Annotated in this window: 24 protein-coding genes, 1 tRNA gene and 1 other RNA gene; 13 read left to right on the forward strand and 13 right to left on the reverse strand. The window is 70.8% G+C overall.

Annotated elements, in window-relative coordinates; all coding sequences use genetic code 11:
* Window positions 1-78: 78 nt before the first annotated feature.
* A complete protein-coding gene (locus KBX21_RS11515; RefSeq protein WP_049568226.1) occupies window positions 79-855 on the reverse strand; it encodes an SGNH/GDSL hydrolase family protein in 777 nt (258 codons plus the stop codon).
* A gap of 218 nt (window positions 856-1,073) precedes the next feature.
* Between KBX21_RS11515 and KBX21_RS11520 the strand changes: the two genes are divergently transcribed.
* Together KBX21_RS11520 and KBX21_RS26920 are read left to right on the forward strand one after the other, a co-directional pair.
* Complete coding sequence (locus KBX21_RS11520; RefSeq protein ID WP_210841878.1) at window positions 1,074-2,813, forward strand: pyruvate dehydrogenase; 1,740 nt, start codon at window positions 1,074-1,076, stop codon at window positions 2,811-2,813.
* Between the two features lie 75 nt (window positions 2,814-2,888).
* Window positions 2,889-3,011, forward strand: coding sequence for a hypothetical protein (locus KBX21_RS26920; protein ID WP_255352550.1), 123 nt, complete (start codon window positions 2,889-2,891; stop codon window positions 3,009-3,011).
* Between the two features lie 63 nt (window positions 3,012-3,074).
* Here the strand turns inward: KBX21_RS26920 and KBX21_RS11525 are convergent.
* A tRNA-Ser gene (locus KBX21_RS11525) sits at window positions 3,075-3,162 on the reverse strand.
* Between the two features lie 108 nt (window positions 3,163-3,270).
* On the opposite strand from KBX21_RS11525, the gene ffs reads away from it, so the two are divergent.
* Window positions 3,271-3,366, forward strand: an RNA gene (gene ffs, locus KBX21_RS11530) — signal recognition particle sRNA small type.
* Window positions 3,367-3,487: 121 nt separating this feature from the next.
* Entirely contained in the window at window positions 3,488-5,683 is a 2,196-nt protein-coding gene (locus tag KBX21_RS11535) for a DNA polymerase III subunit gamma and tau (protein ID WP_210841879.1), read from the forward strand.
* An 8-nt stretch (window positions 5,684-5,691) separates the two neighbouring features.
* Here KBX21_RS11535 and KBX21_RS11540 read toward each other — a convergent pair whose 3' ends face one another.
* Window positions 5,692-6,303, reverse strand: a complete 612-nt coding sequence (locus KBX21_RS11540) for a TetR/AcrR family transcriptional regulator (protein WP_049574788.1) — start codon at window positions 6,301-6,303, stop codon at window positions 5,692-5,694.
* 120 nt (window positions 6,304-6,423) lie between these two features.
* Here KBX21_RS11540 and KBX21_RS11545 point away from each other — a divergent pair, with 120 nt between their 5' ends.
* Entirely contained in the window at window positions 6,424-6,621 is a 198-nt protein-coding gene (locus KBX21_RS11545; RefSeq protein ID WP_210841880.1) for a DUF6243 family protein, read from the forward strand.
* Window positions 6,622-6,670: 49 nt separating this feature from the next.
* Here the strand turns inward: KBX21_RS11545 and KBX21_RS11550 are convergent, their stop codons facing one another.
* Window positions 6,671-7,825, reverse strand: coding sequence for a methyltransferase domain-containing protein (locus KBX21_RS11550; RefSeq protein ID WP_210841934.1), 1,155 nt, complete (start codon window positions 7,823-7,825; stop codon window positions 6,671-6,673).
* 133 nt (window positions 7,826-7,958) lie between these two features.
* Complete coding sequence (locus KBX21_RS11555; RefSeq protein WP_210841881.1) at window positions 7,959-9,080, reverse strand: alkene reductase; 1,122 nt, start codon at window positions 9,078-9,080, stop codon at window positions 7,959-7,961.
* A gap of 79 nt (window positions 9,081-9,159) precedes the next feature.
* On the opposite strand from KBX21_RS11555, the gene KBX21_RS11560 reads away from it, so the two are divergent.
* The 5 genes from KBX21_RS11560 (at window position 9,160) to KBX21_RS11580 (ending at window position 13,422) form a co-directional block, all read left to right on the forward strand.
* Window positions 9,160-9,651, forward strand: a complete 492-nt coding sequence (locus KBX21_RS11560) for a MerR family transcriptional regulator (protein ID WP_210841882.1) — start codon at window positions 9,160-9,162, stop codon at window positions 9,649-9,651.
* Between the two features lie 46 nt (window positions 9,652-9,697).
* Complete coding sequence (locus tag KBX21_RS11565) at window positions 9,698-10,045, forward strand: YbaB/EbfC family nucleoid-associated protein (RefSeq protein WP_049574773.1); 348 nt, start codon at window positions 9,698-9,700, stop codon at window positions 10,043-10,045.
* Between the two features lie 267 nt (window positions 10,046-10,312).
* Window positions 10,313-10,912: a recombination mediator RecR gene (gene recR, locus KBX21_RS11570; RefSeq protein WP_017545755.1), complete on the forward strand. Its 600-nt coding sequence runs from the start codon at window positions 10,313-10,315 to the stop codon at window positions 10,910-10,912.
* Window positions 10,913-11,092: 180 nt separating this feature from the next.
* Entirely contained in the window at window positions 11,093-12,364 is a 1,272-nt protein-coding gene (locus KBX21_RS11575; RefSeq protein ID WP_082206536.1) for an aspartate kinase, read from the forward strand.
* Complete coding sequence (locus KBX21_RS11580) at window positions 12,361-13,422, forward strand: aspartate-semialdehyde dehydrogenase (protein WP_210841883.1); 1,062 nt, start codon at window positions 12,361-12,363, stop codon at window positions 13,420-13,422. Before KBX21_RS11575 ends, KBX21_RS11580 begins: the two co-directional genes overlap by 4 nt.
* 73 nt (window positions 13,423-13,495) lie before the next feature.
* Here KBX21_RS11580 and KBX21_RS11585 read toward each other — a convergent pair whose 3' ends face one another.
* Complete coding sequence (locus KBX21_RS11585) at window positions 13,496-14,218, reverse strand: GntR family transcriptional regulator (RefSeq protein WP_049574765.1); 723 nt, start codon at window positions 14,216-14,218, stop codon at window positions 13,496-13,498.
* A gap of 353 nt (window positions 14,219-14,571) precedes the next feature.
* Between KBX21_RS11585 and KBX21_RS11590 the strand changes: the two genes are divergently transcribed.
* Window positions 14,572-14,952 carry a PLD nuclease N-terminal domain-containing protein gene (locus KBX21_RS11590; protein WP_049574760.1) on the forward strand — a complete coding sequence of 127 codons (381 nt, stop codon included), beginning with the start codon at window positions 14,572-14,574 and terminating at the stop codon, window positions 14,950-14,952.
* Between the two features lie 123 nt (window positions 14,953-15,075).
* Here KBX21_RS11590 and KBX21_RS11595 read toward each other — a convergent pair whose 3' ends face one another.
* The 5 genes from KBX21_RS11595 to KBX21_RS11615 form a co-directional block, all read right to left on the reverse strand.
* A complete protein-coding gene (locus KBX21_RS11595) occupies window positions 15,076-15,462 on the reverse strand; it encodes a DUF952 domain-containing protein (RefSeq protein ID WP_049574757.1) in 387 nt (128 codons plus the stop codon).
* Window positions 15,463-15,598: 136 nt separating this feature from the next.
* Entirely contained in the window at window positions 15,599-16,873 is a 1,275-nt protein-coding gene (locus KBX21_RS11600) for a dihydrolipoamide acetyltransferase family protein (RefSeq protein WP_210841884.1), read from the reverse strand.
* Between the two features lie 12 nt (window positions 16,874-16,885).
* A complete protein-coding gene (locus KBX21_RS11605) occupies window positions 16,886-17,899 on the reverse strand; it encodes an alpha-ketoacid dehydrogenase subunit beta (protein ID WP_017545761.1) in 1,014 nt (337 codons plus the stop codon).
* 15 nt (window positions 17,900-17,914) lie between these two features.
* Window positions 17,915-19,015 (reverse strand): pyruvate dehydrogenase (acetyl-transferring) E1 component subunit alpha, encoded by a 1,101-nt coding sequence (gene pdhA / locus KBX21_RS11610; RefSeq protein WP_049574745.1) that lies wholly within the window; start codon window positions 19,013-19,015, stop codon window positions 17,915-17,917.
* A 512-nt stretch (window positions 19,016-19,527) separates the two neighbouring features.
* A complete protein-coding gene (locus KBX21_RS11615; RefSeq protein WP_210841885.1) occupies window positions 19,528-20,205 on the reverse strand; it encodes a GntR family transcriptional regulator in 678 nt (225 codons plus the stop codon).
* A gap of 779 nt (window positions 20,206-20,984) precedes the next feature.
* On the opposite strand from KBX21_RS11615, the gene KBX21_RS11620 reads away from it, so the two are divergent.
* Together KBX21_RS11620 and KBX21_RS11625 are read left to right on the forward strand one after the other, a co-directional pair.
* Complete coding sequence (locus tag KBX21_RS11620) at window positions 20,985-21,701, forward strand: phosphatase PAP2 family protein (RefSeq protein ID WP_234004011.1); 717 nt, start codon at window positions 20,985-20,987, stop codon at window positions 21,699-21,701.
* A 364-nt stretch (window positions 21,702-22,065) separates the two neighbouring features.
* Window positions 22,066-24,015: a heavy metal translocating P-type ATPase gene (locus tag KBX21_RS11625; RefSeq protein WP_210841886.1), complete on the forward strand. Its 1,950-nt coding sequence runs from the start codon at window positions 22,066-22,068 to the stop codon at window positions 24,013-24,015.
* Window positions 24,016-24,244: 229 nt separating this feature from the next.
* Here the strand turns inward: KBX21_RS11625 and KBX21_RS11630 are convergent, their stop codons facing one another.
* Complete coding sequence (locus tag KBX21_RS11630; protein ID WP_247665584.1) at window positions 24,245-25,093, reverse strand: polyphosphate polymerase domain-containing protein; 849 nt, start codon at window positions 25,091-25,093, stop codon at window positions 24,245-24,247.
* Window positions 25,090-25,698, reverse strand: a complete 609-nt coding sequence (locus KBX21_RS11635) for a DUF4956 domain-containing protein (RefSeq protein WP_049574796.1) — start codon at window positions 25,696-25,698, stop codon at window positions 25,090-25,092. Before KBX21_RS11635 ends, KBX21_RS11630 begins: the two co-directional genes overlap by 4 nt.
* Window positions 25,699-25,827 lie beyond the last annotated feature (129 nt).

Raw genomic sequence — 25,827 nt, forward strand, 5'->3', positions numbered from 1 at the left:
CCTGCCGACCCGACTTCATTATGCAACAAGTTGCACAATGAGTCGTGAGGCGCCCCGGGGCCGTCCCGGAAAGGGGTCTCAGACCTCCACGGGCAGCGGTACCGGACGCTTGGCGGTGCGACCGTCCCCGGAGGAGCGGCCGCGCAGACGGCGCACCACCCAGGGGCCGAGGAAGGCCCCCAGCCACCGCACCTCCGACGCGGCGGACCGGAACACGCCGGAGACGGGGCCCTCCGGAAGCGGGTCGGCCCAGGTCTGGTCGCTCCCCGGGATGCCGAGCGCGTGCGCCACCGCCCCGGCGATCCTCCGGTGCCCCTCGGGTGAGCAGTGCAGCCGGTCGACCCCCCACAGGCGGCGGTCCGCGGCCACCTCGTGGGCGGCGGTGTCGGCCACCGCGACACCGTGCCGCTCGGCCGCCTCCCGGACCCGTTCGTTGAAGTCGAGCACGCGCGGCACCAGCGGCCGGGCCAGCGGGGCGATGCGCGCGATGTCGGGGAAGGTCAGCGTGGCCACCCGCGCGCCGACCCCGGTGAGCTCGGCGAACATCGTCTCCAGGTGCCCCACCACCTCGTCCGGGTCGTACCTCGGCCGGATGAGGTCGTTGACCCCGGCGAAGACCGTCGCCACGTCCGGGCGCAGCTCCAGGGCGTCCTTGAGCTGTTCCTCGTGGACCTGCCGGGCCAGGCGGCCGCGCACCGCCAGGTTGGCGTAGTCCACCCGCGCGCCGGTCGTCGCCAGGTGCTCCGCGAACCGGTCCGCCCACCCCCGGTACCCGGACTCCTCGTCGCCGTCCCCGATCCCCTCGGTCTGGCTGTCCCCGAGGGCGACGTACCGCAGATTCCCGTCCAACCTCATGTCCCGCACCTTTCCTGGGTGTCAGCGAACAATACTCAAGAAAACGACTATTCACCTTGTTCACCACCCAGGTTCGGATCAACCCCTCGAACCGGTCCTGATTCGGCATGGCCGCGACCACGAGCGTGGCGTTGCGGCACATACGGCCGGGGCGCTCCTAGCGTGGTCCGGGGGTGACACGTCCGGCCCCTGGTCGCGCCGTCCCGGGAGGGTCCGTCTTGAGCAGGAACACCGTCGCCGAACAGCTCGTCCGAACACTGGTCTCGGTGGGGGTGACCCGCATCTACGGGGTCGTGGGCGACAGCCTCAACCCGGTGGTGGACGCGGTCCACACCACCGACGGCATCGAGTGGGTGCACGTCCGCAACGAGGAGGCCGCCGCCTTCGCGGCCGCGGCCCAGGCCCAGATCGACGGGAAGCTCGCCGTGTGCGCCGGGTCCTGCGGCCCCGGCAACACCCACCTCGTGCAGGGGCTCTACGACGCCCAGCGCAGCGGAGCCCCCGTGCTCGCGCTGGCCTCCCACATCCCGTCGCACCAGATCGGCACCGGCTTCTTCCAGGAGACCCACCCCGAGCGGCTCTTCAGCGACGTCACCGAGTTCCGCGAACTGGTCTCCCACCCCGACCAGATGCCCCGCCTGGCGCGGATCGCCGTCCAGCACGCACTGGGCACCCCCGGCGTGGCCGTCCTCGTCCTGCCCGGTGACGTCGCCGGGCAGAAGGCCACCGGTCCCGCCGACACCAGCCCCGTCACCACCGGGCGGGCCACCCCCTGGCCCAGCGAGGACGACGTGCGGGAGCTGGCCCGTCGGATCAACGAGGCGGACACCGTCGCCCTGTTCTGCGGTGCCGGAGTGCGCGACGCCCACGGGGAGGTCATGGCCCTCGCCGAACGGGTCAAGTCCCCGGTGGGCCACACCCTGCGCGGCAAGGAGTGGATCCAGTACGACAACCCGTACGACGTCGGCATGATCGGCCTCCTCGGATACGGGGCCTGCTACGACGCCCTCCAGGAAGCCGACCTCACGGTGCTGCTCGGCTGCGACTTCCCCTACGACGACTTCCTGCCCAAGGACAACGTGGTCCAGGTGGACCACGATCCGCGCCGGCTCGGCCGTCGGGTCCCGCTCAGGCTCGGGGTGCAGGGGGACGTCGCAGCGACCCTGCGAGCCCTGCGCCCCTCGGTCCGGCCGAAGGAGGACGACACCTTCCTGCGGGACGTCCTGCGCCGTCACGAACGCGCCCTGACCAAGGTCGTGGACGCCTACACGAAGAACATCGAGCACCACACCCCGATCCACCCCGAGTACGTGGCGAGCGTCCTCGACGCCCTGGCGCCGGACGACACCGCCTTCACCGTCGACACCGGCATGAACAACGTGTGGGCGGCCCGCTACCTCACCCCGAACGGCCGCCGCCGGGTGATCGGCTCCTTCACCCACGGCACCATGGCCAACGCCCTGCCGCACGCCATCGGCGCCGCCTACGCCGCGCCGGACCGCAAGGTCGTCTCGCTGTCCGGGGACGGCGGCCTGAGCATGCTCCTCGGCGAGCTCATCACCGTGCAGCAGCACGACCTGCCGATCACGACGGTGGTGTTCAACAACTCCTCACTCGGCATGGTGCGGCTGGAGATGATGGTGGACGGGATGCCCGCCTTCGAGACCGACCACGCGCCGGTCGACTACGCGAGGATCGCCGAGGCCATGGGCATGCGGGCGATCCGGGTGGAGGACCCCCGGGAGGTCCACGACGCCCTGCGCGACGCCCTGGCCGCCCACGCGCCCGTGCTGGTGGACGTGGTCACCGACCCCAACGCGCTGTCGATGCCCTCCCGGATCACCGCCGACCAGGTCACCGGCTTCGCCCTGTCCGCGGGCCGCACGGTCCTGCGGGGCGGCGTGGGTTCGATGATCGACCTCGCCCGTTCCAACCTGCGCAACATCCCCCGGCCGTAGCCGGACCGTCCGCGGGTCGGCTTGTCGACATGTCCCCGAGCCGGCCGGGCCGTGCCGTTCGACGGGTTCGACCCGATGGACGCGATCGCGCCGCTCGAGGTCCTGTACGCGGGCGGGACCGTGAACGGTGGCGCGCTCACGGTGGAACGGGCCCGCGCCGCCTGCCCGTCCCGGACCGTTGCCCAGCGCGTGCACTGAGCCGGGGACATGGAAGAACGACGAAGGCCCCGACCGGTCTCCCGGTCGGGGCCTTCGCTCCTGTGGCGGAGGATAGGGGATTCGAACCCCTGAGAGGTTGCCCTCAACACGCTTTCCAAGCGTGCGCCCTAGGCCACTAGGCGAATCCTCCGTGGGCAACTCTACAGGCTTCGCGGCAGTGCTTCGAACGGGTTCCTAACCCTCCGGGGAGGTGGGCCGGCGCGGGTTGCGAGGGTCCCCGGTTCGGATACACTCGGGGGCAGACCCCTCGTGCGGCGTCACCCTATGAACCTCCCCAGGGCCGGAAGGCAGCAAGGATAAGTGGGCTCTGGCGGGTGCGCGGGGGGTCCTTTCTTGTTTCCGGGGGTACCTCGCCCCGGCGCCGCCCCCTTCCCGGTTTCCCCGACCAGGTGCGAGTTGTCACCGCCAGCGGGTTGAATGGGACCGAGGCAGGGACACAGGGGAGTGATCACACCGTGAGCATCGCGCTGTACCGCAAGTACCGTCCAGCGACGTTCGGTGAGGTGCGCGGTCAGGAACACGTGACCGACCCGCTGCGCCAGGCGTTGCGCAGCGGACGCATCAACCACGCCTACCTGTTCAGCGGCCCGCGCGGCTGCGGCAAGACCACCAGCGCGCGCATCCTCGCCCGCTCCCTCAACTGCGAGCAGGGCCCCACCCCCGACCCGTGCGGCACCTGCGACTCCTGTGTGGCGCTCGCCCCCGACGGCGGCGGCAGCATCGACGTGATCGAGATCGACGCCGCCTCCCACGGTGGTGTCGACGACGCGCGTGACCTGCGTGAACGTGCCTTCTTCTCGCCGGTGAACTCGCGGTACAAGATCTACATCATCGACGAGGCGCACATGGTGACCCGCGAGGGTTTCAACGCGCTCCTCAAGCTGGTGGAGGAACCCCCGCCGCACCTGAAGTTCGTGTTCGCCACGACCGAACCCGAGAAGGTCATCGGCACGATCCGCTCGCGGACCCACCACTACCCCTTCCGGCTCATCCCGCCGAGCACCCTCAGGGAGCTCATGGAGGACCTCCTCAAGCAGGAGGAGGTCTCCTACGACCCGTCCGCGCTGCCCCTGGTCGTGCGCGCGGGCGCAGGTTCGGCCCGTGACACCCTCTCGGTCCTGGACCAGCTCATCGCCGGTTCGGACGAGGGTGGCATCACCCGTGAGGGCGCCGTCTCCCTGCTCGGCTACACCGACTCCAGCCTGCTCGGCGAGATGGTCGACGCCCTGGGCGCCCGCGACGGGGCCGCCGCGTTCGGCCTGGTGGACCGGGTCGTGGAGGGCGGGCACGACCCGCGCCGCTTCACCACGGACCTGCTGGAGTGCTTCCGCGACCTCGTGGTCCTGGCCGCGGTCCCGGACGCCCTGGACAAGGGCCTGGTGAACGTCTCCCCGGAGTCCGTGGAGCAGATGAAGGACCAGGCCGCCCGGCTGGGACCGGCCACGCTGTCCCGGGCCGCCGAGATCCTCAACCAGGGGCTGACCGAGATGCGCGGCGCGACCGCGCCCAGGCTGCTGCTGGAGCTCATGTGCTCGCGCATCCTGCTGCCCGCCACCGACGGCGACCAGGGCACGGCGCTGCTGGCCCGGCTGGAGCAGATGGAGCGCCGGATGGCCTCCGGTGCGCTGGCCCCGGCGGCCCCCGCTCCCGTGGCGCCCACCCCGGCACCGGCTCCGGCCCCGGCACCCGCGCCGCAGGCCGCACCCGAGCCGACACCCCAGGCACCCCAGGCACCCGCGCGCCCCAGCGCCCCCGAACCCGCTCCGAGCCCCGCGCCCAAGTCCGCTCCGAGTCCGGCTCCCCAAGCCGCGACGGGTGAGCCCGCGGGCTGGGACGCCCCGACGCGCAGCGCCCCCGAGCCCCCGCGGCGGCAGGCCCCCGCCGGTGGTGGCGGCGCGCTCGACCTGGGCCGGATCCAGGGTGCCTGGCCCCAGATCCTGGAGGCGGTCAAGGGCCGCCGCCGGTTCACCTGGATGGTGCTGACCGGCGGCGACGTCCAGCCGGTCGGGGTCGAGGGCAACAGCGTGCTGCTGCGCTTCAACAAGCCGAACGAGGCCAAGGGGTTCAGCAACAGCGGCAGCGACCAGGTGGTGGCCGGTGCCATCCAGCAGGTCCTCGGGTTCGAGGTCCGGGTGGCCCCCGCCAGCGGCGGTGCTCAGGCCGCCCCCCAGCGTCGCCCCGAACCCGCCCCGGCTCCCGCACCGCAGGCCGCCGCCGGTGAGCCCGAGGGCTGGGACGCGCCGGCCGCGCCGGCCGCGCGGCCCGAACCGGCTCCCGCGCCGGAGCCCCCGCGTCCCGAGGCGGCGGCGAGCCCCGCTGGGCCGTCCCCGGACCGCATCGTCACCGGGCTCCAGGAACCGCCGCCAGACCCCTACGAGGACGGTGCCTCCGCGCCGCCGCCCGACGACGGCGGATTCGGTCGGCCCGCGCGGAGCACTCCGGAGCCGAAGGCGCCCGAGCCGGGCCCCCCGGCGTCCGGTGGCTCCGGAGCCACCGCTCCGAGTCGGCCCCAGGGTGCCACCGCGGCCGGTCCGGGCACGGGTTCGGGTCCTGCGGCCGGTTCGGGACCGGCGGGCGGCGGCGCCGGGCTCATCGAGACCGAGCTCGGCGGCAAGCTGCTCGAGGAGATCGAGCACGGCGCGGCGGGATAACCGGCAGGTCAGGGGCGCAGTCCGCGCAGGACCGCCTCCACCAGCCGGTCCACGAACTCGTGGGTGATCGGCGCGGTGCGCAGCAGCCACCGGTGGTTCACCGGGCCGTTGAGCATCTCCACGGCGAGGTCGAGGTCGGCGTCCGGGGCGAGCTGCCCCGCCGCCTGTCCGGAGCGCAGCCGGTCCTTGAGCGCCTCGCTGTTGGGCCGTACGAGCTGTTCGGTGACGGCCCGCGCGAACTCCTCGTCGTGCTGGACCTCGGCCGTGAAGGCCCGGGTGGTCCGGTCCATCGCGGGGTCGTTGAACTCGTCCGTGGTGGCGCGGAGTACGGTCTTGAGGTCGGCGTCCAGGTCGCCGGTGTCGGGCAGCGGTCGCCCGGCCTCGGCCCCGGTCAGCCGGGTGAAGACCTCGAAGACGACGGCGGCCTTGGACGGCCACCAGCGGTAGATGGTCTGTTTGCCCACACGGGCGCGGGCGGCGATGGCCTCCATGGTGAGTCTGGAGTAACCGACCTCACCCAGCAGCTCCTCGGCGGCGTCGACGATGGCGTTCTGCGCGCGTTGGCTGCGGCGGCGGGGGTCCGGGGCCCGTCGGTTCTGTTCATCGGTGTTGTCGGCCATGTCTCCACGGTAACCGCTCCAAAATGACGAGACGTATCGTCTTGCTGCGGGTAGCATCAGACGTGACAGCGAAGACGAGACGACTCGTCTCGCCTGTCTGCGACGAGAGGAGTCAACGGCATGGCCAAGAACAGTGACAACCTCCTCGGGATGGGTGGTCAGCGCACCACCGTCTCCCGTTCCACGCTCCGTGGCGGCAAGGGCGGAACCAAGGGCGGGCCCAGCGACGCCGCGCGCGAGCGGAAGCAGGAACTCCTGCGCAGACTCCGTGAGAAGCACACCGCTCCGGAGACCGGGGACACCGAAGGTCAGTCGTGACCGCAGGGCGTCGGCCCCCCGCCGGGAACAGCGGGGGGCCGACCCCGTCTCAGCCCGGTGACCCGACCGGCCAGGACCTTCCCTCGGGGTCGTCCAGCCACACCCGCTGCTCCCCGTCGGAGCCCACCACCAGGCCGAACCGGTCCGGGTCGGGTTCTCCCAGGCCGGACCACGCGGCCAGGGCCTCCTCCACCTCGTCCCAGATGCTCCTGGGGCCGCCCTGCTCGATCATCCACGCGGTGCCGTAGGGGTAGACCCGCACCCACGAGTCACCTCGGGAATCGCAGAGCCACATGCCCGAACCCGTACCGATCCACCGCCGCCGCATCCGCCAGTCGGGGACCATCACCGAGAGGGCGAAGGCCGAGGCGAAGTCCAGCATCGGGGTGACGGGGTCGGTCTGGGTGAGCCGGTACTCGTCCGGCTGCTGACCGGCGTCCCGCACGGGCGGGGGCGCCGAGCCCGGGGTGCGCAGGGGTACGAACCCCACGCCGCCGTGGAACCGGCCCACCGCGCCGGACCCGCCCGCCTCCGTCCTCTCGAGGCGCATGAGCACCCCGGCGCTCTCCAACCGCCCCCACGGGCACACGATCAGACCGTCGTCGGTGAGCTGGTCGAGCCAGGCGTCCGGCACGCGGCGCACCCCGCACGCACTGACGATCCGGTCGAAGGGCGCCGCCTCCGCGAACCCGTCGTACCCGTCGGCCAGGCGCGTGTCCGGGGACAGGCTCGTGTCGTGGAGCGCCGACCGCGCGGCGCCCAGCAGTCGGTCGTCGATCTCCACCGAGGTGACCGCGCCGTCGCCGAGCCGGTGCGCGAGCAGCGCCGTGTTCCACCCCGTCCCGGTGCCGATCTCCAGCACCCGCTGCCCGTTCGCGAGCCGGGCCAGCTCCAGCATGCGGGCGAGCACCGTGGGCGCGGAGCTGTACGAGGTGGCGGGGTCCCGGTCGCCCCCGCGCCGCCTCGTCACCTCCGGGCCCTCGATCCTGGTGACGATGGCGTCGTCCGCGTAGACGGCGGCCAGCCAGCGGTCCGGGTTCCCCGCGGCGTTCAGGGCACCGCCGCTCGAGGTGAGCGCGCCGTGTTCGGGGATGAACAGGTGGCGGGGCACGGAACGGAAGGCGTCGACGAGTGCGGCGTCGGTCAGCGTGCCGTCCGCGATTATCGCCTCGATCAGAGCCGAGTTGCGCTCTCTGGCGGTCAACACGTCCTCAGTCCCCTGGTGGTCCGGCTGTTCTCGGTCGGGGCACGGCCGCCGGAGCGGCCGAACCCCCGTCGAACATCCTTTCAACCCAGGGTGACACTTGCGCTACTCTTCGCTCTTCTGCCTGGTGAAATCAGGTCAACGGTGCGACCAAGTGCGCCTTGTCCCGGTCGTGCCGGGGGTAGTCCACGTAGCCCCTGGGCCCGGACGCGTAGTGGAAGTCCTTCTCCCTGATCACGGACCACGGGACCCCGGCCGCGAGCCGTTCGACCACGTCCGGGTTGGAGATGTAGGGGCGGCCCACCGAGACGAGGTCGGCGTGTCCTCCGGCGATCAGCGCGGCGGCGCCTTCCTGGGTGGTCGCCCGGTGTTCGCCGGTGTTGCCCACCAGCGTGCCCTGCCAGTCCCGCCGCGCCTCGGACAGCGCGGGGTGGTCGGGATCGTCCGTGACGTGCAGGTAGGCGAGGCCGAGCGGCGCCACCTGGCGCAGCAGTTCCCGGTAGACCGGGGCCGGTTCGCGCTCCACCATCTCGAACTGCCGGTTGCCGGGGGAGAGCCGCAGCCCCACCCGGTCAGCACCGACGGCGTCCGCCACCGCCTCGGTGACCTCCACAGGGAACCGGATCCGTCCCGTGGTCCCGCCGCCGTAGACGTCCGTGCGGCGGTTGGTGTTGTCGGCGAGGAACTGGTGCGGCAGGTAGCCGTTGGCCCCGTGGATCTCGACCCCGTCGAACCCGGCCCGCACGGCCGCGCGCGCGGCGTCCGCGTAGTCCGCCACGGTTGCGGCGATCTCCCGGAGGGTCAGCTCGCGCGGGGCGACGGGGGAGACCTTGCCGTCCAGCGTGTGGACGGGGTCGGTTCGCGGAACGACCGAGGGGGCCACGGGGGTCCCTCCGTCGGGGCGGTTGGCGGGGTGTGCGCCCCGGCCCGCGTGCATGATCTGGGCGAAGATGCGTCCGCCCTCGGCGTGCACGGCGTCGGTGACCCGTCGCCACCCATCGACCTGCGCCTCCGAGTACAGGCCGGGCTCGGTGAGGTACTGCTGTCCCTCGACGCTGGGCGCGATCCCCTCGGAGACGATCAGGCCCGCGCCGGCGCGCTGCGCGTAGTAGGTGGCCATGAGCGCGCCGGGCACCCCGTCCCGGTCGGCGCGCAGGCGGGTCATCGGGGCCATGACCACCCGGTTGGGCAGGCGCAGCGTCCCGAGTTCGTAGGTGTCCAGCAGGGGCTGACCGTGGTTCCTCGTCGTGTCCATGGCAGGAGCGTAGAATCTGACACCCATGTGAGGTTCAAGGGTTCGTGGCCAGGGTCACAGGCCAGGACGGGAGGCGCTCGTGCGCATCGGAGAACTGTCCGCGCGGAGCGGGGTGAGTCCCCGGTCGCTGCGCTACTACGAGGAACGGGGGCTGCTCGCCTCGGAGCGCACCGCCGGTGGCCACCGCGAGTACGGCGAGGACGCCGTGGAACGGGTGGACCGCGTCCAGTGCCTGCTCGGGGCCGGGCTCACCACCGACACCATCCGCGAACTCCTGCCCTGCGTGTACGCGCGGGAGCGCGGCGAACCGGCACCGGACCTCCTCGACTGGCTCACGGCCGAACGCGACCGGGTGACCGGGGCGATCCGAGGACTCGAACGCACCCGCGAGGCCCTGGACCAGGTCATCGAGAACGCCCGCGTCTCCTCACCCGCAGACCGCGCGGACGGATCCGTGGCGCCCGGAGCCCGCCGCGGGGGACCGGTGCGCTGGCCTGGGCGTCCGTCGGGAGTGGCCGGGACGCCCCGGCCGGACCGGTTACCCTCACAGGCAAGTGACACGAAGCTATGAACAGCACCATGTGTGTGGCGAGGAGACGGCCGTGAACCCTGGCGGAATGGACATGCAGGCCCTGCTCCAGCAGGCCCAGCAGATGCAGCAGCAACTGGCACAGGCCCAGCAGGCCCTGGAGGAGGCCGAGGTCGTGGGTACCTCGGGCGGCGGCCTGGTCAAGGTCAAGCTGAGCGGGCGGGGTCAGGTCGAGGACATCACCGTCGACCCCAAGGCGGTGGACCCCACCGACGCGGAGGAGACCGCGCAGACCGTGGCGGACCTGGTCCTGGCGGCCATCCGTGACGCCGAGGCCCAGGTGGAGCGCCTCCAGCAGGAGAAGATGGGGCCGCTGGCCGAGGGCCTGGGCGGCGGCGGGATGCCCGGCGGCATGCCCGGCATCCCCGGCTTCTAGGAACCCCGCGCCCGACGGGCACCCGCCGGGTGCCCGTCAGGCGCCCTCCGGGAACCCCGGGGTTCCCGGAGAACCCTCGCGGTCACCGCGCCGCCGCTCCGGTGCCCCGTCGGACACCGCGGGCGGCGGCCCGCACCCCCTTTTCAGGGACGCGCTCCAACGCGACAGGGAGACGGGCGCGAGAGGTCACCACCCCCCGATACGGTGGGGGGAGGGGCAGGAGTGGCCCCACCGGGCCCCTGCCCGGTTCCGACCGAGTGGGTAGGCATGTACGAGGGCGCGGTACAGAATCTGATCGACGAGCTGGGGCGACTGCCCGGCGTCGGTCCGAAGAGCGCGCAACGCATCGCCTTCCACCTGCTGTCCGCCGAACACGCGGACGTAAAACGCCTGGTCAACGCACTCGTCGAGGTCAAGGAGCGGGTTCGCTTCTGCTCGATCTGCGGCAACGTCGCCGAAGAGACCGAGTGCCGTATCTGCCGTGACGCCCGCCGCGATCTCGCAGTCATCTGCGTCGTCGAGGAGTCCAAGGACGTCGTCGCCATCGAACGCACCCGTGAGTTCCGTGGGCGCTACCACGTGCTCGGCGGCGCCATCAGCCCCATCGAGGGCGTGGGCCCCGACGACCTCCGGGTCAAGGAGCTCATGACCCGCCTGGCCGACGGTCAGGTCACCGAGCTGATCCTGGCGACCGACCCGAACCTGGAAGGGGAGGCCACCGCGACCTACCTGGCGCGGCTGGTCAAACCCATGGGCCTGAAAGTCACCCGACTCGCCAGCGGGCTTCCCGTCGGCGGCGACCTCGAGTACGCCGACGAGGTCACCCTCGGGCGCGCCTTCGAGGGCCGCCGCAGCCTGGAGTTCTAGCTCACACTTCGCCGTAATCGGGCTGAAATATGAGTAACCTCCGCTCTGGCGGGTAACCCGATCGCCGGTGTGTCAAGACGCCACGCCCTCCCCATCGCAGGTCGGACGGGGTGCCATGGTCGTCGCTAGCTACACTCCATTGTTAATTGTCTTGATCCCAACTCCTCAGGAGCATCGATCGTGGCCCTAATCGTGCAGAAGTACGGTGGGTCTTCCGTGGCTGACGCGGAAGCCATCAAGCGAGTAGCCCAAAGGATCGTGGCTCAGAAAAAGGCGGGACATGACGTCGTGGTCGTGGTCTCGGCCATGGGCGACACGACCGACGAACTGCTGGACCTGGCCGAACAGGTCTCCCCGATGCCCCCCGCTCGCGAGCTCGACATGCTCGTCACCGCGGGTGAGCGCATGTCGATGGCCCTCGTGGCGATGGCCATCGAGAACCTGGGCTACGAGGCCCGTTCCTTCACCGGCTCCCAGGCCGGGGTCATCACGACGTCGTTGCACGGCAACGCCAAGATCATCGACGTGACCCCCGGCCGTATCCAGGAGGCCATCGGCGAGGGCGCGATCTGCATCGTGGCCGGGTTCCAGGGCGTCTCCCAGGACACCAAGGACATCACCTCCCTGGGCCGCGGCGGTTCCGACACCACCGCCGTCGCTCTCGCTGGCGCGCTCAACGCCGACGCCTGCGAGATCTACAGCGACGTGGACGGCGTGTTCACCGCCGACCCGCGCGTCGTTCCCTCCGCGCAGCGCATCCCGCAGATCTCCTATGAGGAGATGCTGGAGATGGCCGCCAGCGGCACGAAGATCCTGCACCTGCGCTGCGTCGAGTACGCGCGCCAGTACAACATTCCCCTGCACGTCCGTTCGTCGTTCAGCCAGAAGCCCGGGACGTGGATCGTCTCGGAAGTCGAGGAAAGCGAAGGCATGGAACAGCCGATCATCTCCGGGGTCTCCCACGACCGGAGCGAAGCCAAGATCACCGTCGTCGGCGTCCCCGACAAGGTCGGTGAGGCCGCGACGATCTTCAAGTCGCTCGCGGACGCCGAGATCAACATCGACATGATCGTGCAGAACGTGTCGGCGGTCTCGACCTCCCGCACGGACATCTCGTTCACCGTCCCCAAGGACTTCGGCAAGGAGGCGGTCGGTGCCCTGAAGAAGGTCCAGGAGCAGGTCGGCTACGCCTCCCTTCGCTACGACGACAAGATCGGCAAGGTGTCGCTGATCGGTGCGGGCATGCGCTCGTACCCGGGCGTCACCGCGCGCTTCTTCGACGCGATCGCCTCCTCCGGCACCAACGTCGAGATGATCTCCACCTCGGAGATCCGCATCTCGGTCATCGTCGAGGAGGACCAGGTCGACGCGGCGGTCCAGGCCGCGCACAGTGAGTTCCAGCTCGACGCCGACCAGGTCGAGGCTGTCGTCTACGGAGGTACCGGCCGATGAGCAACCGTCTTCCCACCCTGGCCATCGTTGGCGCGACCGGCGCCGTCGGCACCGTCATGCTCGACATCCTCACCCAGCGTGAGAACGTGTGGGGCGAGATCCGTCTGGTCGCCTCGGCGCGCAGCGCGGGCAAGGTCCTGAGCGTGCGCGGCGAGGAGGTCGTCGTGCAGGCGCTGGCCCCCGAGGTCTTCGACGGCGTCGACGTCGCCATGTTCGACGTGCCGGACGAGGTGTCCAAGGAGTGGGCGCCGATCGCCGCCGCCCGTGGCGCGGTGGCCGTCGACAACTCCGGCGCCTTCCGTCTGGACCCCGACGTCCCGCTGGTGGTTCCCGAGGTCAACGCGGACCAGGTGCGCAACCGTCCGCGCGGCGTCATCTCGAACCCGAACTGCACCACCCTGTCGATGATCGTGGCGATCGGTGCGCTGCACCGCACCTACGGCGTCAAGGAGCTGGTGGTCTCCTCCTACCAGGCCGCTTCCGGCGCTGGCCAGGAGGGCATCGACGTCCTGCGCGACCAGATGGCCAAGGCGGGCGGGGACCGCACTCTCGGTGACAGCGCGGGCGACATGCGCTCGGCCGTCGACGAGCTCGGCCCCTTCCCTGCGCCGCTGGCCTACAACGTCGTGCCGTGGGCGGGTTCGCTCAAGGACGACGGCTGGTCCTCGGAGGAGCTGAAGGTCCGCAACGAGTCCCGCAAGATCCTGGGGCTGCCGGACCTGAAGGTCTCCGCGACCTGCGTGCGCGTGCCGGTCATCACCACGCACTCGCTGGTGGTGCACGCGACCTTCGACAGCGAGGTCGCCGCCGACGACGCCCGCAAGCTGCTGGCTGGCGCCGAGGGCGTCCAGGTCCTGGACGACCCCGCCAAGGGCGAGTTCCCGACCCCGAACGACGTCGTGGGCACCGACCCGACCTGGGTGGGCCGTATCCGGCAGTCGATCGACGACCCGAAGTCGCTCGACCTCTTCCTGTGCGGGGACAACCTGCGCAAGGGCGCCGCGCTGAACACCGCGCAGATCGCCGAGGTCGTCGCCAAGGAGTTCACCCAGGCCTAGAGCCCGGGCACCGAGGGCGGTGGTCCGCTCCCTTCCACGGAAGGGGCGGGCCACCGCCCTCGGTCGTGTCCGGCTACCGGCGCCGGGGGCGGGCCAGTGACAACTTGTAGAGAAGTCGACACTGCTCGACCGAGCCGATGAGGTCGGAGGTCTCGACGGGACGTTCACCGCAGTAGTGGGTGCGTTCGACGACCAGGACCGCGACCCCGGGGGCGGAGTCCAGGAGGGCCGCCTCGGAGTCGCGCAGGGCACGGACCCCGACCTCCTCCACGACCCGGTCCACGGGGAAACCCGCGGCGCCCAGGCGCTCCAGCGTGTTGACCTCCGTGGCGTCGAAGGGGGTGCGCAGGGTTCCGGCGGTGAGGATCGCCGGTTCCCAGGAGCGGTGCAGGGTGACCGGCCGCTCGGAGGAGAGCCCCCGCGCGGTGGTGCGGTACACGGGGTCGCCGTCGCGGAGCCGGAGTCTGGTGCTCAGCGGGGCGGTGCACCGTTCCTGTTCGGTGCTGACGCGTTCCCGGTTGAGCTGGCCCAGGCCGGAGCCGGAGGTGGCGTCCGTCCGGGAGAGCCGGAAGGTCTCCGGGACGGTCCGGACGAAGTACCCCGAGCCGGGTCGGGCCTCGACCAGGCCCTCGGTGACCAGAAGGCGCAACGCGGTGCGGGAGATCTGTTCGCTGACCCGGTAGGAGCGGGCCAGTCGGGTGCGGGAGGGAAGGCGGCTGCCCGGGGAGATCTCGCCGTTGAGGATCGGTTCACGGAGCTGGTCGGCCAGCCACAGGTAGCGAGGTTGCCTGGACACCGCTCACCCGACCTCTGTCGCGCCCCTGGTCGGAGGGATGGCTCTGGCCAGAAGCGCGGGTCGGTGGTCTCGGGTGGCCGTGTGGTCACCGTCGCCGGTGCCGGACCCGGGCCGGAGGGAGGGAGTGGACCTGCCAGTTCGCCGTAGCTCGCCCATGGTTCCAGTAAAGCAGCGGGGAGGCCTGGTGGGGGGCGCTACCCGAAAGTAGTCGGCCACGGGACCGCCGGGACGACGGTATCGGAGGTGCGTTGGCTGATGTGAGGAAACGCCGGAAAACGTCGGAATGTACGTGACGGGCCGCCGCAGAATACTACGCTATGTAACTAGACAGTCACTTCTTGCCTGGGGGAGTCATGATCACGAACCTGTCGGAGCTCGCCGATCGAGTGAGCCTGTCGCAGATGGACAGCGGCGAGCGCACCTTCGCCTGGATGAGCGGCATCACCGGTGTCCTCATCCTTCTCGTCTTCCTCGCGATCGCCGTGCTGGTGATCGCCGCGATCATCTCGACGCTGGCCAACGGCGACACCACCGGCGGGGGGAAGCTCCTGTGGGTCATCTTCATCCTGTGGTTCCCGCTGTTCGGAGCGGTCGCCTGGTTCGTGGTCGGCAAGAAGGGGCATCTCAACCGCTTCCTCGGCATCGACAAGGGCAGGGCGCGGCACACCGTCGCGGGGAGCGTCGGGCAGCACAGCGACATCCCGCCCGACCAGACCGGCCTCGGCCACGCCTGAGTACGACCGAAGGGGCCCCGGGTCGTGGAGAACCTCCACGCCGGGGCCCCTTCGCGTCCGGCCGAGCGGAGGCGTTGTCCACAGGCTGTGGACAAGTTCCCATGTCGACACATCGACGTGGGGTCAGCCCTGGAAGCAGGGGCCGGGCTCCATCACGGTCTCCAGGGCCGTGTACCGGCCCTGCGGGTCCCGGACCAGGCGGCGCAGCCCGGTCACCGCTGGGCGGGGGATCGGCCCGTACACGTGGGGAAAGAGCACGTCCGCTCTGACACCGGGCGGTGGGGCGGGCGCGGCGGCCTCCCACCGCACCTCGGCAGCGGCCTTGTCGGTGTTCACCACCAGCACGACCAGCGCCTCCTCCGGGGCGGAGTAGAAGGCGTTGGCCACCGCCAGCATGGTGGCCTCGTCCGGTGAGGCGTGCAGGAACCCCTCGGTGCCCAGGGAGTCGGCCTCGACGTCCCCGCCGGCGCGCCAGCGTGAGAGTTCGGTCAGGTGCAGTACATGAGCCATGCAGCGGACGCTACCGCGTCATCCCCGGCGAAGCAGGGACCAGGGGTTCCCGGTCATGCCGGGTTCTGTGGCCTTGGCCCCGGGAACGACGGACGCCCCGGCCGGGGTCCCGGGCCGGGGCGTCGCGTACGGGGTGTTACAGGATGATCCGCATGGGCTCTTCCAGGATCTCGGCGAGCTCCTTGAGGTAGGCGGCGCCCACGGCACCGTCCACCGCGCGGTGGTCGACGGAGAGCTCCAGGGCGATGCGGTTGCGCACGGCCACCTCACCGTCCACGACCACGGCCTCCGGACGCATCGCGCCGACCGCGAGGATGGCGGCCTCCGGCGGGTTGATCACGGCGGAGAAGCTGTCGATACCGAACATGCCCAGGTTGGACACGCTGAACGTACCGCCGCTCATCTCCTGCGGCTTCAGCTTGTTGTCCCGGGCCTTGCCCGCGAGCTCACGCGTACGCGTGGAGATCTCGGACAGGGTGGCCTTGTCGGTGTCGTGCAGCACCGGCACGACCAGCCCGGCGTCCACGGCGACGGCCACGCCGACGTTGACCCGGTGGTGCTGGACCAGGGTGTCGTTGATCCAGGAGGTGTTGACCTCCGGGTGCAGCTTGAGCGCGGTGGCGCAGGCCTTCACGATCAGGTCGTTGAAGCTGACCTTCACGCCCGTGCTGGACAGCTGCTGGTTGATCTGGCCGCGGAAGGCCTTGAGGGCCTCGGCGTCGATCGTACGGCGCAGGTAGAAGTGCGGGACCGTCTGCTTGCTCTCGGTCAGACGGCGCGCGATCACCTTGCGCACGTTGCTCGTCTTGACCTCCTCGGAACCCCGGACGTCGTCCTGGGCCGGGGCGGCCTGGGCGGCGGGCGCGGGGGCGCTCGCGGCGGGGGCCTGGGAGTCCTGGGCTGCGGAACCGTCCTTGGCTGCGGCCTCGATGTCGGCGCGCACGATCCGGCCCTTGGGACCGGAACCCTGGATCCTCGTGATGTCCAGGCCGTACTCCTTGGCCAGCCTGCGGGCCAGCGGGGAGGTCCGGGGGCGCTCACCGGTGGACTCGGCGGCGGGGGCGGGCTCGGCGGACTGCTCCGGCTTCGCCTCCTCCTTGGCCTCCTCCTTCGGCTCCTCGGCTGCCTCGGAGGCCGGGGCGGCGGGCGCGGCCGTCTCCTCGGGCACCGCGTCCGGCGAGTCGGCGATGAAACCGATGACCTCACCGATCGGCACGGTGTCGCCCTCGGAGACGTTCTGCTTGACGAGGAACCCGTCCTCGTAGGCCTCGAACTCCATGACGGCCTTGTCGGTCTCGATCTCGACCAGCACGTCACCGGAGGCGACCTTGTCCCCCACCTTCTTGACCCAGGTGGAGATGACGCCCTCCTCCATGGTGTCGGAGAGGCGCGGCATGTGGATCTCGCTCATTGACTACTCCCTCTACCCGACCCGTTTGCCGACGGCGCTCAGGGTTTCCTTGATCGCGGTGCTGATCGACTCGACCGACGGCAGGGCGGCGGTCTCCAGCGGCTTGGCGTACGGCATCGGAACCTCGGCCATGGCCACCCGGCGCACCGGGGCGTCCAGGTAGTCGAAGGCCCCCTCCTGGATCGACGCGGCGATCTCCGCGCCGATGCCGTAGGTGAGCCAGTCGTCCTCACAGATCACCGCGGCGCCGGTCTTCTTGACCGAGTCCACGAAGGTCTGACGGTCGAGGGGGCGCAGGCTGCGCAGGTCCACGACCTCGACGCTGATGTCCTCCTCGGCCAGCTTCTCGGCGACCTGGGTGGCGACGGTGGCCATCCGGGAGTAGCCGATCAGCGTGATGTCGCTGCCCTCGCGGGTCACGGCGGCACGGCCGATGGTGGCGATGTTGTCGTTCTTCGGCTCCGCGTAGTCCTCGGGCACCTCACCCTTGGAGTTGTACAGGCCCAGGTTCTCCAGGAAAAGGACCGGGTCGTCGTCGCGGATCGCGGCGCGCAGCATCGAGGAGGCCTCGGCCGGGGTGCTGGGAGCCATCACCTTGAGGCCGGGGATGAAGGAGTAGAACAGCTCGATGTTCTGCGAGTGCGTCGCGCCGAGCTGCTGGCCGCCGCCACCGGGGGTGCGGATGACCAGGGGGACGCTGGTCTGACCGCCGAACATCCCGTAGATCTTGGCGGCGTGGTTGATGATCTGGTCGATGGCGATCAGCGAGAAGTTGATCGTCATGAGCTCCACGACCGGGCGCAGGCCCAGCATGGCGGCGCCGACGGCCGCGCCGACGAAGCCCTCCTCGGCGATCGGGGTGTCCTTGACCCGACGGGGGCCGAACTCCTTGAGGAGCCCCTCGGTGATCTTGTAGGAGCCCTCGAAGACGCCGATCTCCTCGCCGATCACGAGGACGTTCTCGTCACGCACCATCTCGGCGCGAAGGGTGTCGCGCAGGGCCTGGCGGTAGGTGATCACGGACATGTGAGTGGTTCCTTCCTATTCCGCGAACACCGGGTCGGCGGGCATACGCCGCGACTCGTTCGGCACCGGGGTGGCGTAGGTGTAGTCGAAGAGCGTGGACACGTCCGGCTTCGGGCTGTTCTCCGCGAAGTCGGCGGCCTCGGCCACCTCGGCCTTGACCGAGGCGGCGATCTCGTCGCGCAGGTCGTCGGTGAGGACACCGGCCCTGGTCAGCTGGGCGTCGAAGATCGCGATGGGGTCGTTGTCATCGGCGCGGGCCAGCTCACGCTGCTCGTCGGTGCGGTACTTGGCCGGGTCCACGACGGAGTGGCCCTTCTGCCGGTAGCTCCAGGCCTCCAGCAGGAACGGGGTCTGCTCCTCGCGGGCGCGCTCGACCAGGCGGGAGGCGGTGTCGCGGACGGCCAGGACGTCACGGCCGTCGACGCGCTCGCCCTCGATGCGGAAGGCGGCGCCGCGCTTGTACAGCTCGGGCTCGGCGGAGGACATCTCCACGGTCGTGCCCATGCCGGTGAAGTTGTTGATCACCACGAAGACGACCGGCAGGTTCCACAGCTTGGCGATGTTGAGGGACTCGTGCCAGGCGCCGATGTTGGTGGTGCCGTCGCCCATCTGGCACATGACGACCTCGTCGCCGCCGCGGTAGGTGACGGCGAGCGCCGCACCGGTGGCCAGGGGGAGCTGACCGCCGACGATGCCGTAGCCGCCGAGCATGCGGGTCTCGGTGTCGTACATGTGCATGGAGCCGCCCCAGCCCTTGGACACGCCGTCGACGCGTCCGTAGAGCTCGGCCATGACCCGCTTGGGGTCCATGCCCTTGCCGATCGCGTACCCGTGGTCACGGTAGTTCGTGAACAGGTAGTCGCGCTCCTGGAGGGCGGTCATCAGACCGACGACGGTGGCTTCCTCACCGAGGTTCAGGTGGCAGTAACCGCCGATGCGGGCCTGGGTGTAGGCCTGTCCGGTGCGCTCCTCGAAGCGTCGGATGAAGAGCATCTGGCGGTAGTAGTCGAGGAGGGTCTCCGGCTTCTCGTTGCCGATGCCGGTGTCCTTCCGGTTCCGGCGTCGGGACGCGGAGGCCCGGGCGGTGCCGCCCTTCGGCTTGGCCGTGTCAGCCATGGTGTGCCTTTCTACGTGCGCGGAGGCCGCGCGGCTACCGTCCTGTGGGTCGGATGACGCGGCCGGCCCGGACCCCGCTGTCAGGCGTGGTCCCGGCGCGTGCCGCCGCCGGGCTCATCGGCGACGACACTGTGGCTGTTGCGGGGCGCGTCCGGTCGGGCCTGGCGGGGCCCGGGTGCGGACGCGAAGCGAATCGGGTCGCGTGTGCAGTTGTCGCGCCGCGACCCTTGACGGCATTGCTTCCCGGTCTGGGGTGCGGTAAGCATCCGCCGGGAGGTCGGCCGAGTTCGTTCACCGGCCGGATGAACAACCCCGTGCCACCAGGGGGCACGCGCGTGTGTGGTGTGACGTGCGTCGCGCACACTCTACGGTCTGATCGATGATCGATCAATACAACTTTAGGACAGAAACGCGAAGTTCGGTGCAAACCGCCAGGTGGCGACAGGAGCCGCCCAGGTGGGAAGGAAGGAGAGCGGTGCGGGAACCCCCCGGGCCGGGGCTCCGGAACGTGCCTAGCGGCTGCCCTCGTGGGTCCGCAGCGCCGCCTCCACGTAGTTCATGACGTGGTCGCTGAGCATCTGCCCCACGGCGGGGTCGCCCTCGCGGAAGGCCCGTGTGATCTGCGCGTGGTCGGCGGCCTTGGCGTGCAGTTCCATGTTGAGCCAGCGCACCGACAGCGCCGTCCACACCTCGACTCCCAGGGACTCCCAGGTGTGCAGCAGCACACTGTTGTCCGCGGCCCGCACGACCTCGCGGTGGAACTCCACGCTGTGGCGGATCTGCTCGGTGACGTTGCCCTCGGCGGTGGCGCGCTGGAGCGCCTCCACCTCGCGTTCCAGCACGGAGGGGTCCTCGGCCAGACGCGGCGCGGCCAACTGTGCGGCGACCAGCTCTAGACCGGCGCGGACGGGGTAGATCTCCGCCATGTCCTGGACCCCGAAGGCCCTGACCCTGGCCCCCTTGTTCGGCACGGTCTCGATGAGCCGCAGTGTCTCCAGCTCGCGGAGCGCCTCACGTACCGGTGCCTGGCTGACCTTCAGCTCCGTGGCGATCCTGCGTTCCACGATGCGCTCGCCGGGCTGCCACCGCCCGGACAGCAGACCCTCGACCAGTACCTGCCGGATCTGCTCCCTCAGTGGTTCGCGGGCCAGTTTCGAGGGATCGTCCGGCAACTGTGGGAGGTCGACCATCCAGGGCCCTTCCGTCTTCCGACCCGTGCGCGACCAGCACACGTGCCGACACACTCCAGCGTCTGACAAGCTCCTTGAAGGGTGCCACACGCGCACGTGTCCGCCGGACGGTCGGCCTCGAAGCGCTAACGGAACCCTCACGAACCGGTCGCGTGCTGGTGAAGCGCACCGGTCGCCGACGTGGGCTTCCGGCAAAGTCCGAGGTGGAAGGGTCACACTTGGCCCGGGAAACCACCAACGAGGGCAACGGTCCGGGTAGGCTCGCATGTTGGCAATAACCACCCAAAGCCGTACGGAGAGTTACCCACGTCACGGTGATGGCCCGACGAGAGCGCCCTGACCTGCGCTGACCGAAGCAACTGCGGTAACGAGCGCCCACACAGACGCCACTGTCGACCAGTTCCGTTCCCTGGACGTCGAGCCTGTCCGGCGGCCGGTCACGACCACCGTGAACCAGTCCGAAGGTTCGACCGTCGAACGGGGTGTAAGGGGTGAACCCCCGGTACGCCACCAACACTCCGTGTCGGCCCCCGGGGACGTCAGGATCAGTCCCAACAACCGCGGCTAGCCCGTCCCCCACGCCTCAAGCAGTGCCACAGGCAGCCCACGACGTGTGAGACAGCACTGAGCACATGACGCAACCTTCGCGGACCCGGCACGTGGGGTCCAGACAGTCGACAACGCCACACGAACCGGAGCGGCGCAAGCCGGATCCCGGACCCTACAGCGGCCCGATCCCCGTGGTGCCGAGCAAGGAGCTCGCGCCGGGGCCGCCCGTCGTGCGCGCGGTCCGTTGGCCGAGTGTGAGCGAGATCGCGTGGGGTCTGGCCTCCGACCGCATCGCGATCATGCTCTTCGTGGCGCTCATCGTCATGACGATGCTGGCCGCGGGGCCGCTGCATCCGGTCGACAACCTCCTCAACGAGCTGCCCCGCCCCTACTGGGACACGCTGCGTGAGCCGCTGATCTTCTGGCCGGACAACGTGGCCTCCCGTTACGTGGCCCTGCCGGTCCTGGGCGTGACCACGCTCCAGCTGGCCTACTGGCACCGCAGCTGGCGGCCGATCATCCTCGGGGCGGGCGGCGTCTTCGGGATGATGTCCCTGGTCTCCGTGATGAAGCTGCTGTTCAACCGGGGCCACGCCAAGTACTACGACCCCGACTTCTTCGCGGGTGCCGGTAACGTCGCCTTCCCCTCCGGGCACGGCGCGAACGCGATCCTCATCTACGGCCTGGTGCTCTTCCTCATCATCAGGTTCGGTGCGGCCCGGCCCCACATCATCCGGCGGTTGGCCTACTGCATCGTGGGCATCGCGCTCCTCCAGTCGACCGTCTCGATCTACCTGCACTTCCACTGGTTCACGGACCTGTTGGCCGGGATGATCGCGGGCGGGTTCGCGCTGAGGCTCACGATCCGCCTGGACCGGATGATCCCGCACGGCCACACCGTGCAGTGGTGGCCCTGGTACGGCAGGGAGACCGAGACCGCCTCCTAGGACCCCACCGCCCCCGAGAGGACCCCGCAGAGAACACCCGTCGAGACGCTCGGCGGGTGTTCTTCGTGTTCCGGCCCGGTTCGGGATACCCCTTGGGGGTATATTCGTCGGTGGGAGACGCGCGAGCGAGGCGCGCTTGCGCGGTCCGGCGGTCCCGGACGTGCAGGGTCGGAGCTGGAGAGGGGTCGACATGACGATGGGTCAACATGGCGACGGGGAAGGTCACACGCAGGAGGGACACACGGGCCTCGGAGGTCACCGTGGAAACGCTGGCTACGAGGGCCACGGCGGCCACGAGGGTCATGGCGGGCACGAGGGCCACGGCGGCCACGAGGGTCATGGCGGGCACGGGGACCACGCCGCGATGTTCCGCACCCGGTTCTGGTGGAGCCTCCTCCTGAGCGTTCCCGTGGTCCTCACCAGCCACATGGTCTCCGGGTGGCTCGGGTACCAGGTCCCCGACGCCCTCACCTGGGTGCCTCCGCTCCTGGGTACCGTCGTGTTCCTCTACGGCGGGTGGCCGTTCCTCGCCGGGGTCCCCGGCGAGCTGCGCGACCGCAGGCCGGGGATGATGACGCTGGTCGCGATGGCGATCACCGTGGCCTTCGGAGCCAGCCTCCTGGCCACCTTCGGGGTGGTCGGCATGGAGCTCGACTTCTGGTGGGAGCTGGTCCTGCTGGTCGTGGTGATGCTCCTCGGCCACTGGCTGGAGATGCGCGCACTCGGGCAGGCCTCCGGGGCGCTGGAGGCCCTGGCCGCCCTGCTGCCGGACCGCGCCGAACGGGTCGGTCCCGACGGCGGTGTCGAGGAGGTCCCCGCCGCCGAACTCCGCGCCGGTGACACCGTCCTGGTCCGCTCCGGTGGGCGGGTCCCCGCAGACGGCACCGTGGTCCGGGGCTCCGCCGCCGTGGACGAGTCCATGATCACCGGTGAGTCCCGCACCGTCACCCGCACAGAGAACGACAGGGTGGTCGCGGGGACGGTCGCCACCGACTCCGCCCTACGGGTCCGGGTGGACGCGGTCGGTGACGACACCACCCTCGCCGGTATCCAGCGCCTGGTCAGCGAGGCCCAGGACTCCGGGTCGCGGTCCCAGGCGCTGGCCGACCGCGCGGCCGCGCTGCTGTTCTGGTTCGCCCTCGCGGCGGCCGTGGTCACCGCGGTCGTGTGGGGACTGGTCCTCGGCGAGGGCAGCCAGGCGGTCGAACGCACCGTCACGGTGCTGGTCATCGCCTGCCCCCACGCCCTGGGGTTGGCCATCCCGCTGGTCATCGCGATCTCCACGACCCTGTCGGCGCGCAACGGCGTCCTGGTCAAGGACCGGCTGGCCTTGGAGCGCACGCGGCTGGTGGACACCGTGCTCTTCGACAAGACCGGGACCCTGACCAGGGGTGCCCCGGCGGTCGGTGACGTCGACGCCGTCGACGGGTGGACCGCCGAACGGGTCCTGGCCCTGGCCGGGGCGGTCGAGGCCGACTCCGAGCACCCGCTGGCCAGGGCGATCGTCCGGGCCGCCGAGGAGGCGGGGCCGGTGCCCGAGGCCACGGACTTCCGTTCCCTCACCGGACACGGGGTGCGGGCCGTCGTGGACGGGACCGAGGCCCACGTGGGCGGTCCCGCGCTCCTGGACTCCCTGGGCGTCACGGAACCCGCCGACCTCGCCGAACGCACCGGGTTCTGGCGCGACCGCGGAGCCACCGTCCTCCACCTCGTGGTGGACGGGTCCGTGGTCGGGGCGCTCTCCCTGGCCGACGAGGTCCGCCCCGAGTCCGCGTCGGCCGTCAGACGGCTCCAGGAGCAGGGGGTACGCGTGGCCATGGTGACCGGTGACGCCCGCAACGTCGCCGACGCCGTCGCCACCGAACTCGGTCTGGACGAGGTGTTCGCGCAGGTGCTGCCGGACCAGAAGGACGCCGTGGTCCGCGACCTCCAGGACAGGGGCCACCGGGTCGCCATGGTCGGTGACGGGGTGAACGACGCCCCGGCCCTGGCCCGCGCGGACGTGGGCATCGCCATCGGCGCCGGGACCGACGTGGCCATCGAGTCCGCCGGTGTGGTGCTGGCCTCCGACGACCCGCGAGGCGTGCTGTCCGTCCGGAGGCTGTCGCGGGCGGGCTACCGGAAGATGGTCCAGAACCTGGTCTGGGCCGCCGGGTACAACGTCGCGGCGGTCCCGTTGGCCGCGGGAGTGCTGGCACCGGTCGGCATCGTGCTCGCACCCGCAGTGGGCGCGGTGCTGATGAGCCTGTCCACGATCATCGTGGCGCTCAACGCCCAGCTGCTCCGGAGGCTGGACCTGCGACCCGCCGACTGACCCGGGCCCGGCGCGCCAGGAGCGACAAGAGAGGACCTTCGCCGTCTGGACCTGCGGGGGACCGGGTGTCACCATTGTGAGTGCCGTGGACTCCCTCTTGTAGCGGGAGAGGGCCCACGGAGCCAGGCCGCCGCCCCGACCGGTTACGGGGCGGCGGCCGCCTCCTTCTCTGGCCGGAGCGGCTGCCCAAGCGGGCTCCGGATGTTTCACGTGAAACAACCGGAGCTGGTCAGTCGCCCGTCAGCGCCTCCTCGCGGCGCCGTACGGGGGCCGGGTAGTCCATGCAGTGGCCCATCGCCCGGTGCCAGCGGTTGCCCCTGAGGGCCGGTTCGAGCGCGGCCAGCGCGGCGGCGTACTTGCTGAACCGGGCCTCACGGATCCCGAGCGCGTGCAGCCTTCGCTCCGTCGCGGTCAGCCCGCCCCGGGTCTTCACCTCCAACAGCACCAGGTCCGGCCGCATCCGCACCTCCCAGTCGCCCCGGTAACCGACCAGGTCACGGTCCACCGTCACCCGCTCCTCACCGGACAGGGCCACGACGGTGGTCCGCCGGTAGTCCGTCACCGCGGAGGGCAGCAGGACGTCCGGCGGCGCGAGACGGCAGCGGCTCAGGGAGCGGTCAAGGAAGTCGCGGGTCCGCCAGGTCAGACGGTCGACGGGCGAACCCGGGGGCAGTTCGACGCGGACCTTGTCGGTGATACCCCGCGCGCCCTTCAGCTTCACCTCGAACATCGTCGTTCCGGTGTCCACGTAGGAACGGGTGCGCACCTTGTAGCGCAGCCGCCGCCCCTGCCGGTGGTCGTGGAAGGTCCGCAGATCCGGGGTGTCCAGGTAGGTGGACGAGTACAGGAAGGACGTCCGGCCGTCGATCTCCAGCACCCCGAACCCCCGCTCCGCCCCGTCGAACAGGGCGGGCACCAGGTCGGCGGGGAGCAGGTACTTGCGGCAGGTGCGGGTGACCAGGGCGGCGCGTTCGTTGATCTCGGCCAGGGACACCGGGCGCAGGCTCAGCGGCTCGGCCGCGGCTGCGCTTCCGGGTGCGGGGGAGAGAACGGGGGTGGGGGAGGGGAGAGGTCTCAACGCCCACCCCACGGGCCGGTCGCGGCCTGACGGCGCCCGGTCGGCGGTCCCGGTACCTCGGTCGGCTTCGGTTCCTGGAAGCGCACGTCCACCACCATGAGGTCGCGCACGTAGTCCACCTCCGTGACGTCCACGTGCCGCACTCGCCCGCGCAGCCGCCGCTCCAGGTCCTGCCGGAGCGCCGTCGGGTCCTCGTGCACCACGTCCAGGGTCATGATCCGCCGCTGGGTGCGGGCCAGCAGCTTCGGGTGACCGGCGGCGTACAGGGAGCCCAGCAGAAGGGCGTTCAGACCCAGCATCAGCCACGGCGCCGGGGCGGCCACCGCGTTCACCAGGCCGAGTGCGATCGCCACGAAGTAGTAGCCGATCTCCCCCTGGCTGATCAGGTCGGAGCGCAGCCGCAGGATCGACAGCACACCGAACAGCCCGAAGCCGACCGCCAGGCCCACCTCCTGCTGGGTCAGCATCGACACGACCGCGAAGATGCCGACGTTGAGCGCCACGTAGGCGAGCACCAGGTCCCGCCGGCCGTGCCTGCGGAAGTAGAGGACGTAGGACAACACCGTGATCGCGGTCAGGTCGACCGCCAGAGCGAACCAGAACATGTCGACCATGGTGGGCAGCGCCGGTGAGGCGTTCATGAGACCCGCATGAGGGAACCCTCATGTTCGCCGGGATGCGTCACCGGGTCACGCGGGGACCCCGGGTCACCCGCACGCGGGTCACCTGGGTCC

The sequence above is a fragment of the Nocardiopsis sp. B62 genome, from assembly GCF_018070675.1.
GTDB classification, from domain to species: Bacteria; Actinomycetota; Actinomycetes; order Streptosporangiales; family Streptosporangiaceae; genus Nocardiopsis; species Nocardiopsis prasina.

What these genes read in the sequence shown, in the direction of transcription:
- KBX21_RS11515 (WP_049568226.1), bottom strand. Translation starts at nt 855, where the DNA reads ATGAGGTTGGACGGGAATCTGCGGTACGTCGCCCTCGGGGACAGCCAG.
- KBX21_RS26920 (WP_255352550.1), top strand. Translation starts at nt 2,889, where the DNA reads ATGGACGCGATCGCGCCGCTCGAGGTCCTGTACGCGGGCGGGACCGTG.
- KBX21_RS11540 (WP_049574788.1), bottom strand. Translation starts at nt 6,303, where the DNA reads ATGGCCGACAACACCGATGAACAGAACCGACGGGCCCCGGACCCCCGC.
- KBX21_RS11545 (WP_210841880.1), top strand. Translation starts at nt 6,424, where the DNA reads ATGGCCAAGAACAGTGACAACCTCCTCGGGATGGGTGGTCAGCGCACC.
- KBX21_RS11555 (WP_210841881.1), bottom strand. Translation starts at nt 9,080, where the DNA reads ATGGACACGACGAGGAACCACGGTCAGCCCCTGCTGGACACCTACGAA.
- KBX21_RS11565 (WP_049574773.1), top strand. Translation starts at nt 9,698, where the DNA reads ATGGACATGCAGGCCCTGCTCCAGCAGGCCCAGCAGATGCAGCAGCAA.
- recR (WP_017545755.1), top strand. Translation starts at nt 10,313, where the DNA reads ATGTACGAGGGCGCGGTACAGAATCTGATCGACGAGCTGGGGCGACTG.
- KBX21_RS11580 (WP_210841883.1), top strand. Translation starts at nt 12,361, where the DNA reads ATGAGCAACCGTCTTCCCACCCTGGCCATCGTTGGCGCGACCGGCGCC.
- KBX21_RS11590 (WP_049574760.1), top strand. Translation starts at nt 14,572, where the DNA reads ATGATCACGAACCTGTCGGAGCTCGCCGATCGAGTGAGCCTGTCGCAG.
- KBX21_RS11595 (WP_049574757.1), bottom strand. Translation starts at nt 15,462, where the DNA reads ATGGCTCATGTACTGCACCTGACCGAACTCTCACGCTGGCGCGCCGGC.
- KBX21_RS11600 (WP_210841884.1), bottom strand. Translation starts at nt 16,873, where the DNA reads ATGAGCGAGATCCACATGCCGCGCCTCTCCGACACCATGGAGGAGGGC.
- KBX21_RS11605 (WP_017545761.1), bottom strand. Translation starts at nt 17,899, where the DNA reads ATGTCCGTGATCACCTACCGCCAGGCCCTGCGCGACACCCTTCGCGCC.
- pdhA (WP_049574745.1), bottom strand. Translation starts at nt 19,015, where the DNA reads ATGGCTGACACGGCCAAGCCGAAGGGCGGCACCGCCCGGGCCTCCGCG.
- KBX21_RS11615 (WP_210841885.1), bottom strand. Translation starts at nt 20,205, where the DNA reads ATGGTCGACCTCCCACAGTTGCCGGACGATCCCTCGAAACTGGCCCGC.
- KBX21_RS11625 (WP_210841886.1), top strand. Translation starts at nt 22,066, where the DNA reads ATGTTCCGCACCCGGTTCTGGTGGAGCCTCCTCCTGAGCGTTCCCGTG.
- KBX21_RS11635 (WP_049574796.1), bottom strand. Translation starts at nt 25,698, where the DNA reads ATGTTCTGGTTCGCTCTGGCGGTCGACCTGACCGCGATCACGGTGTTG.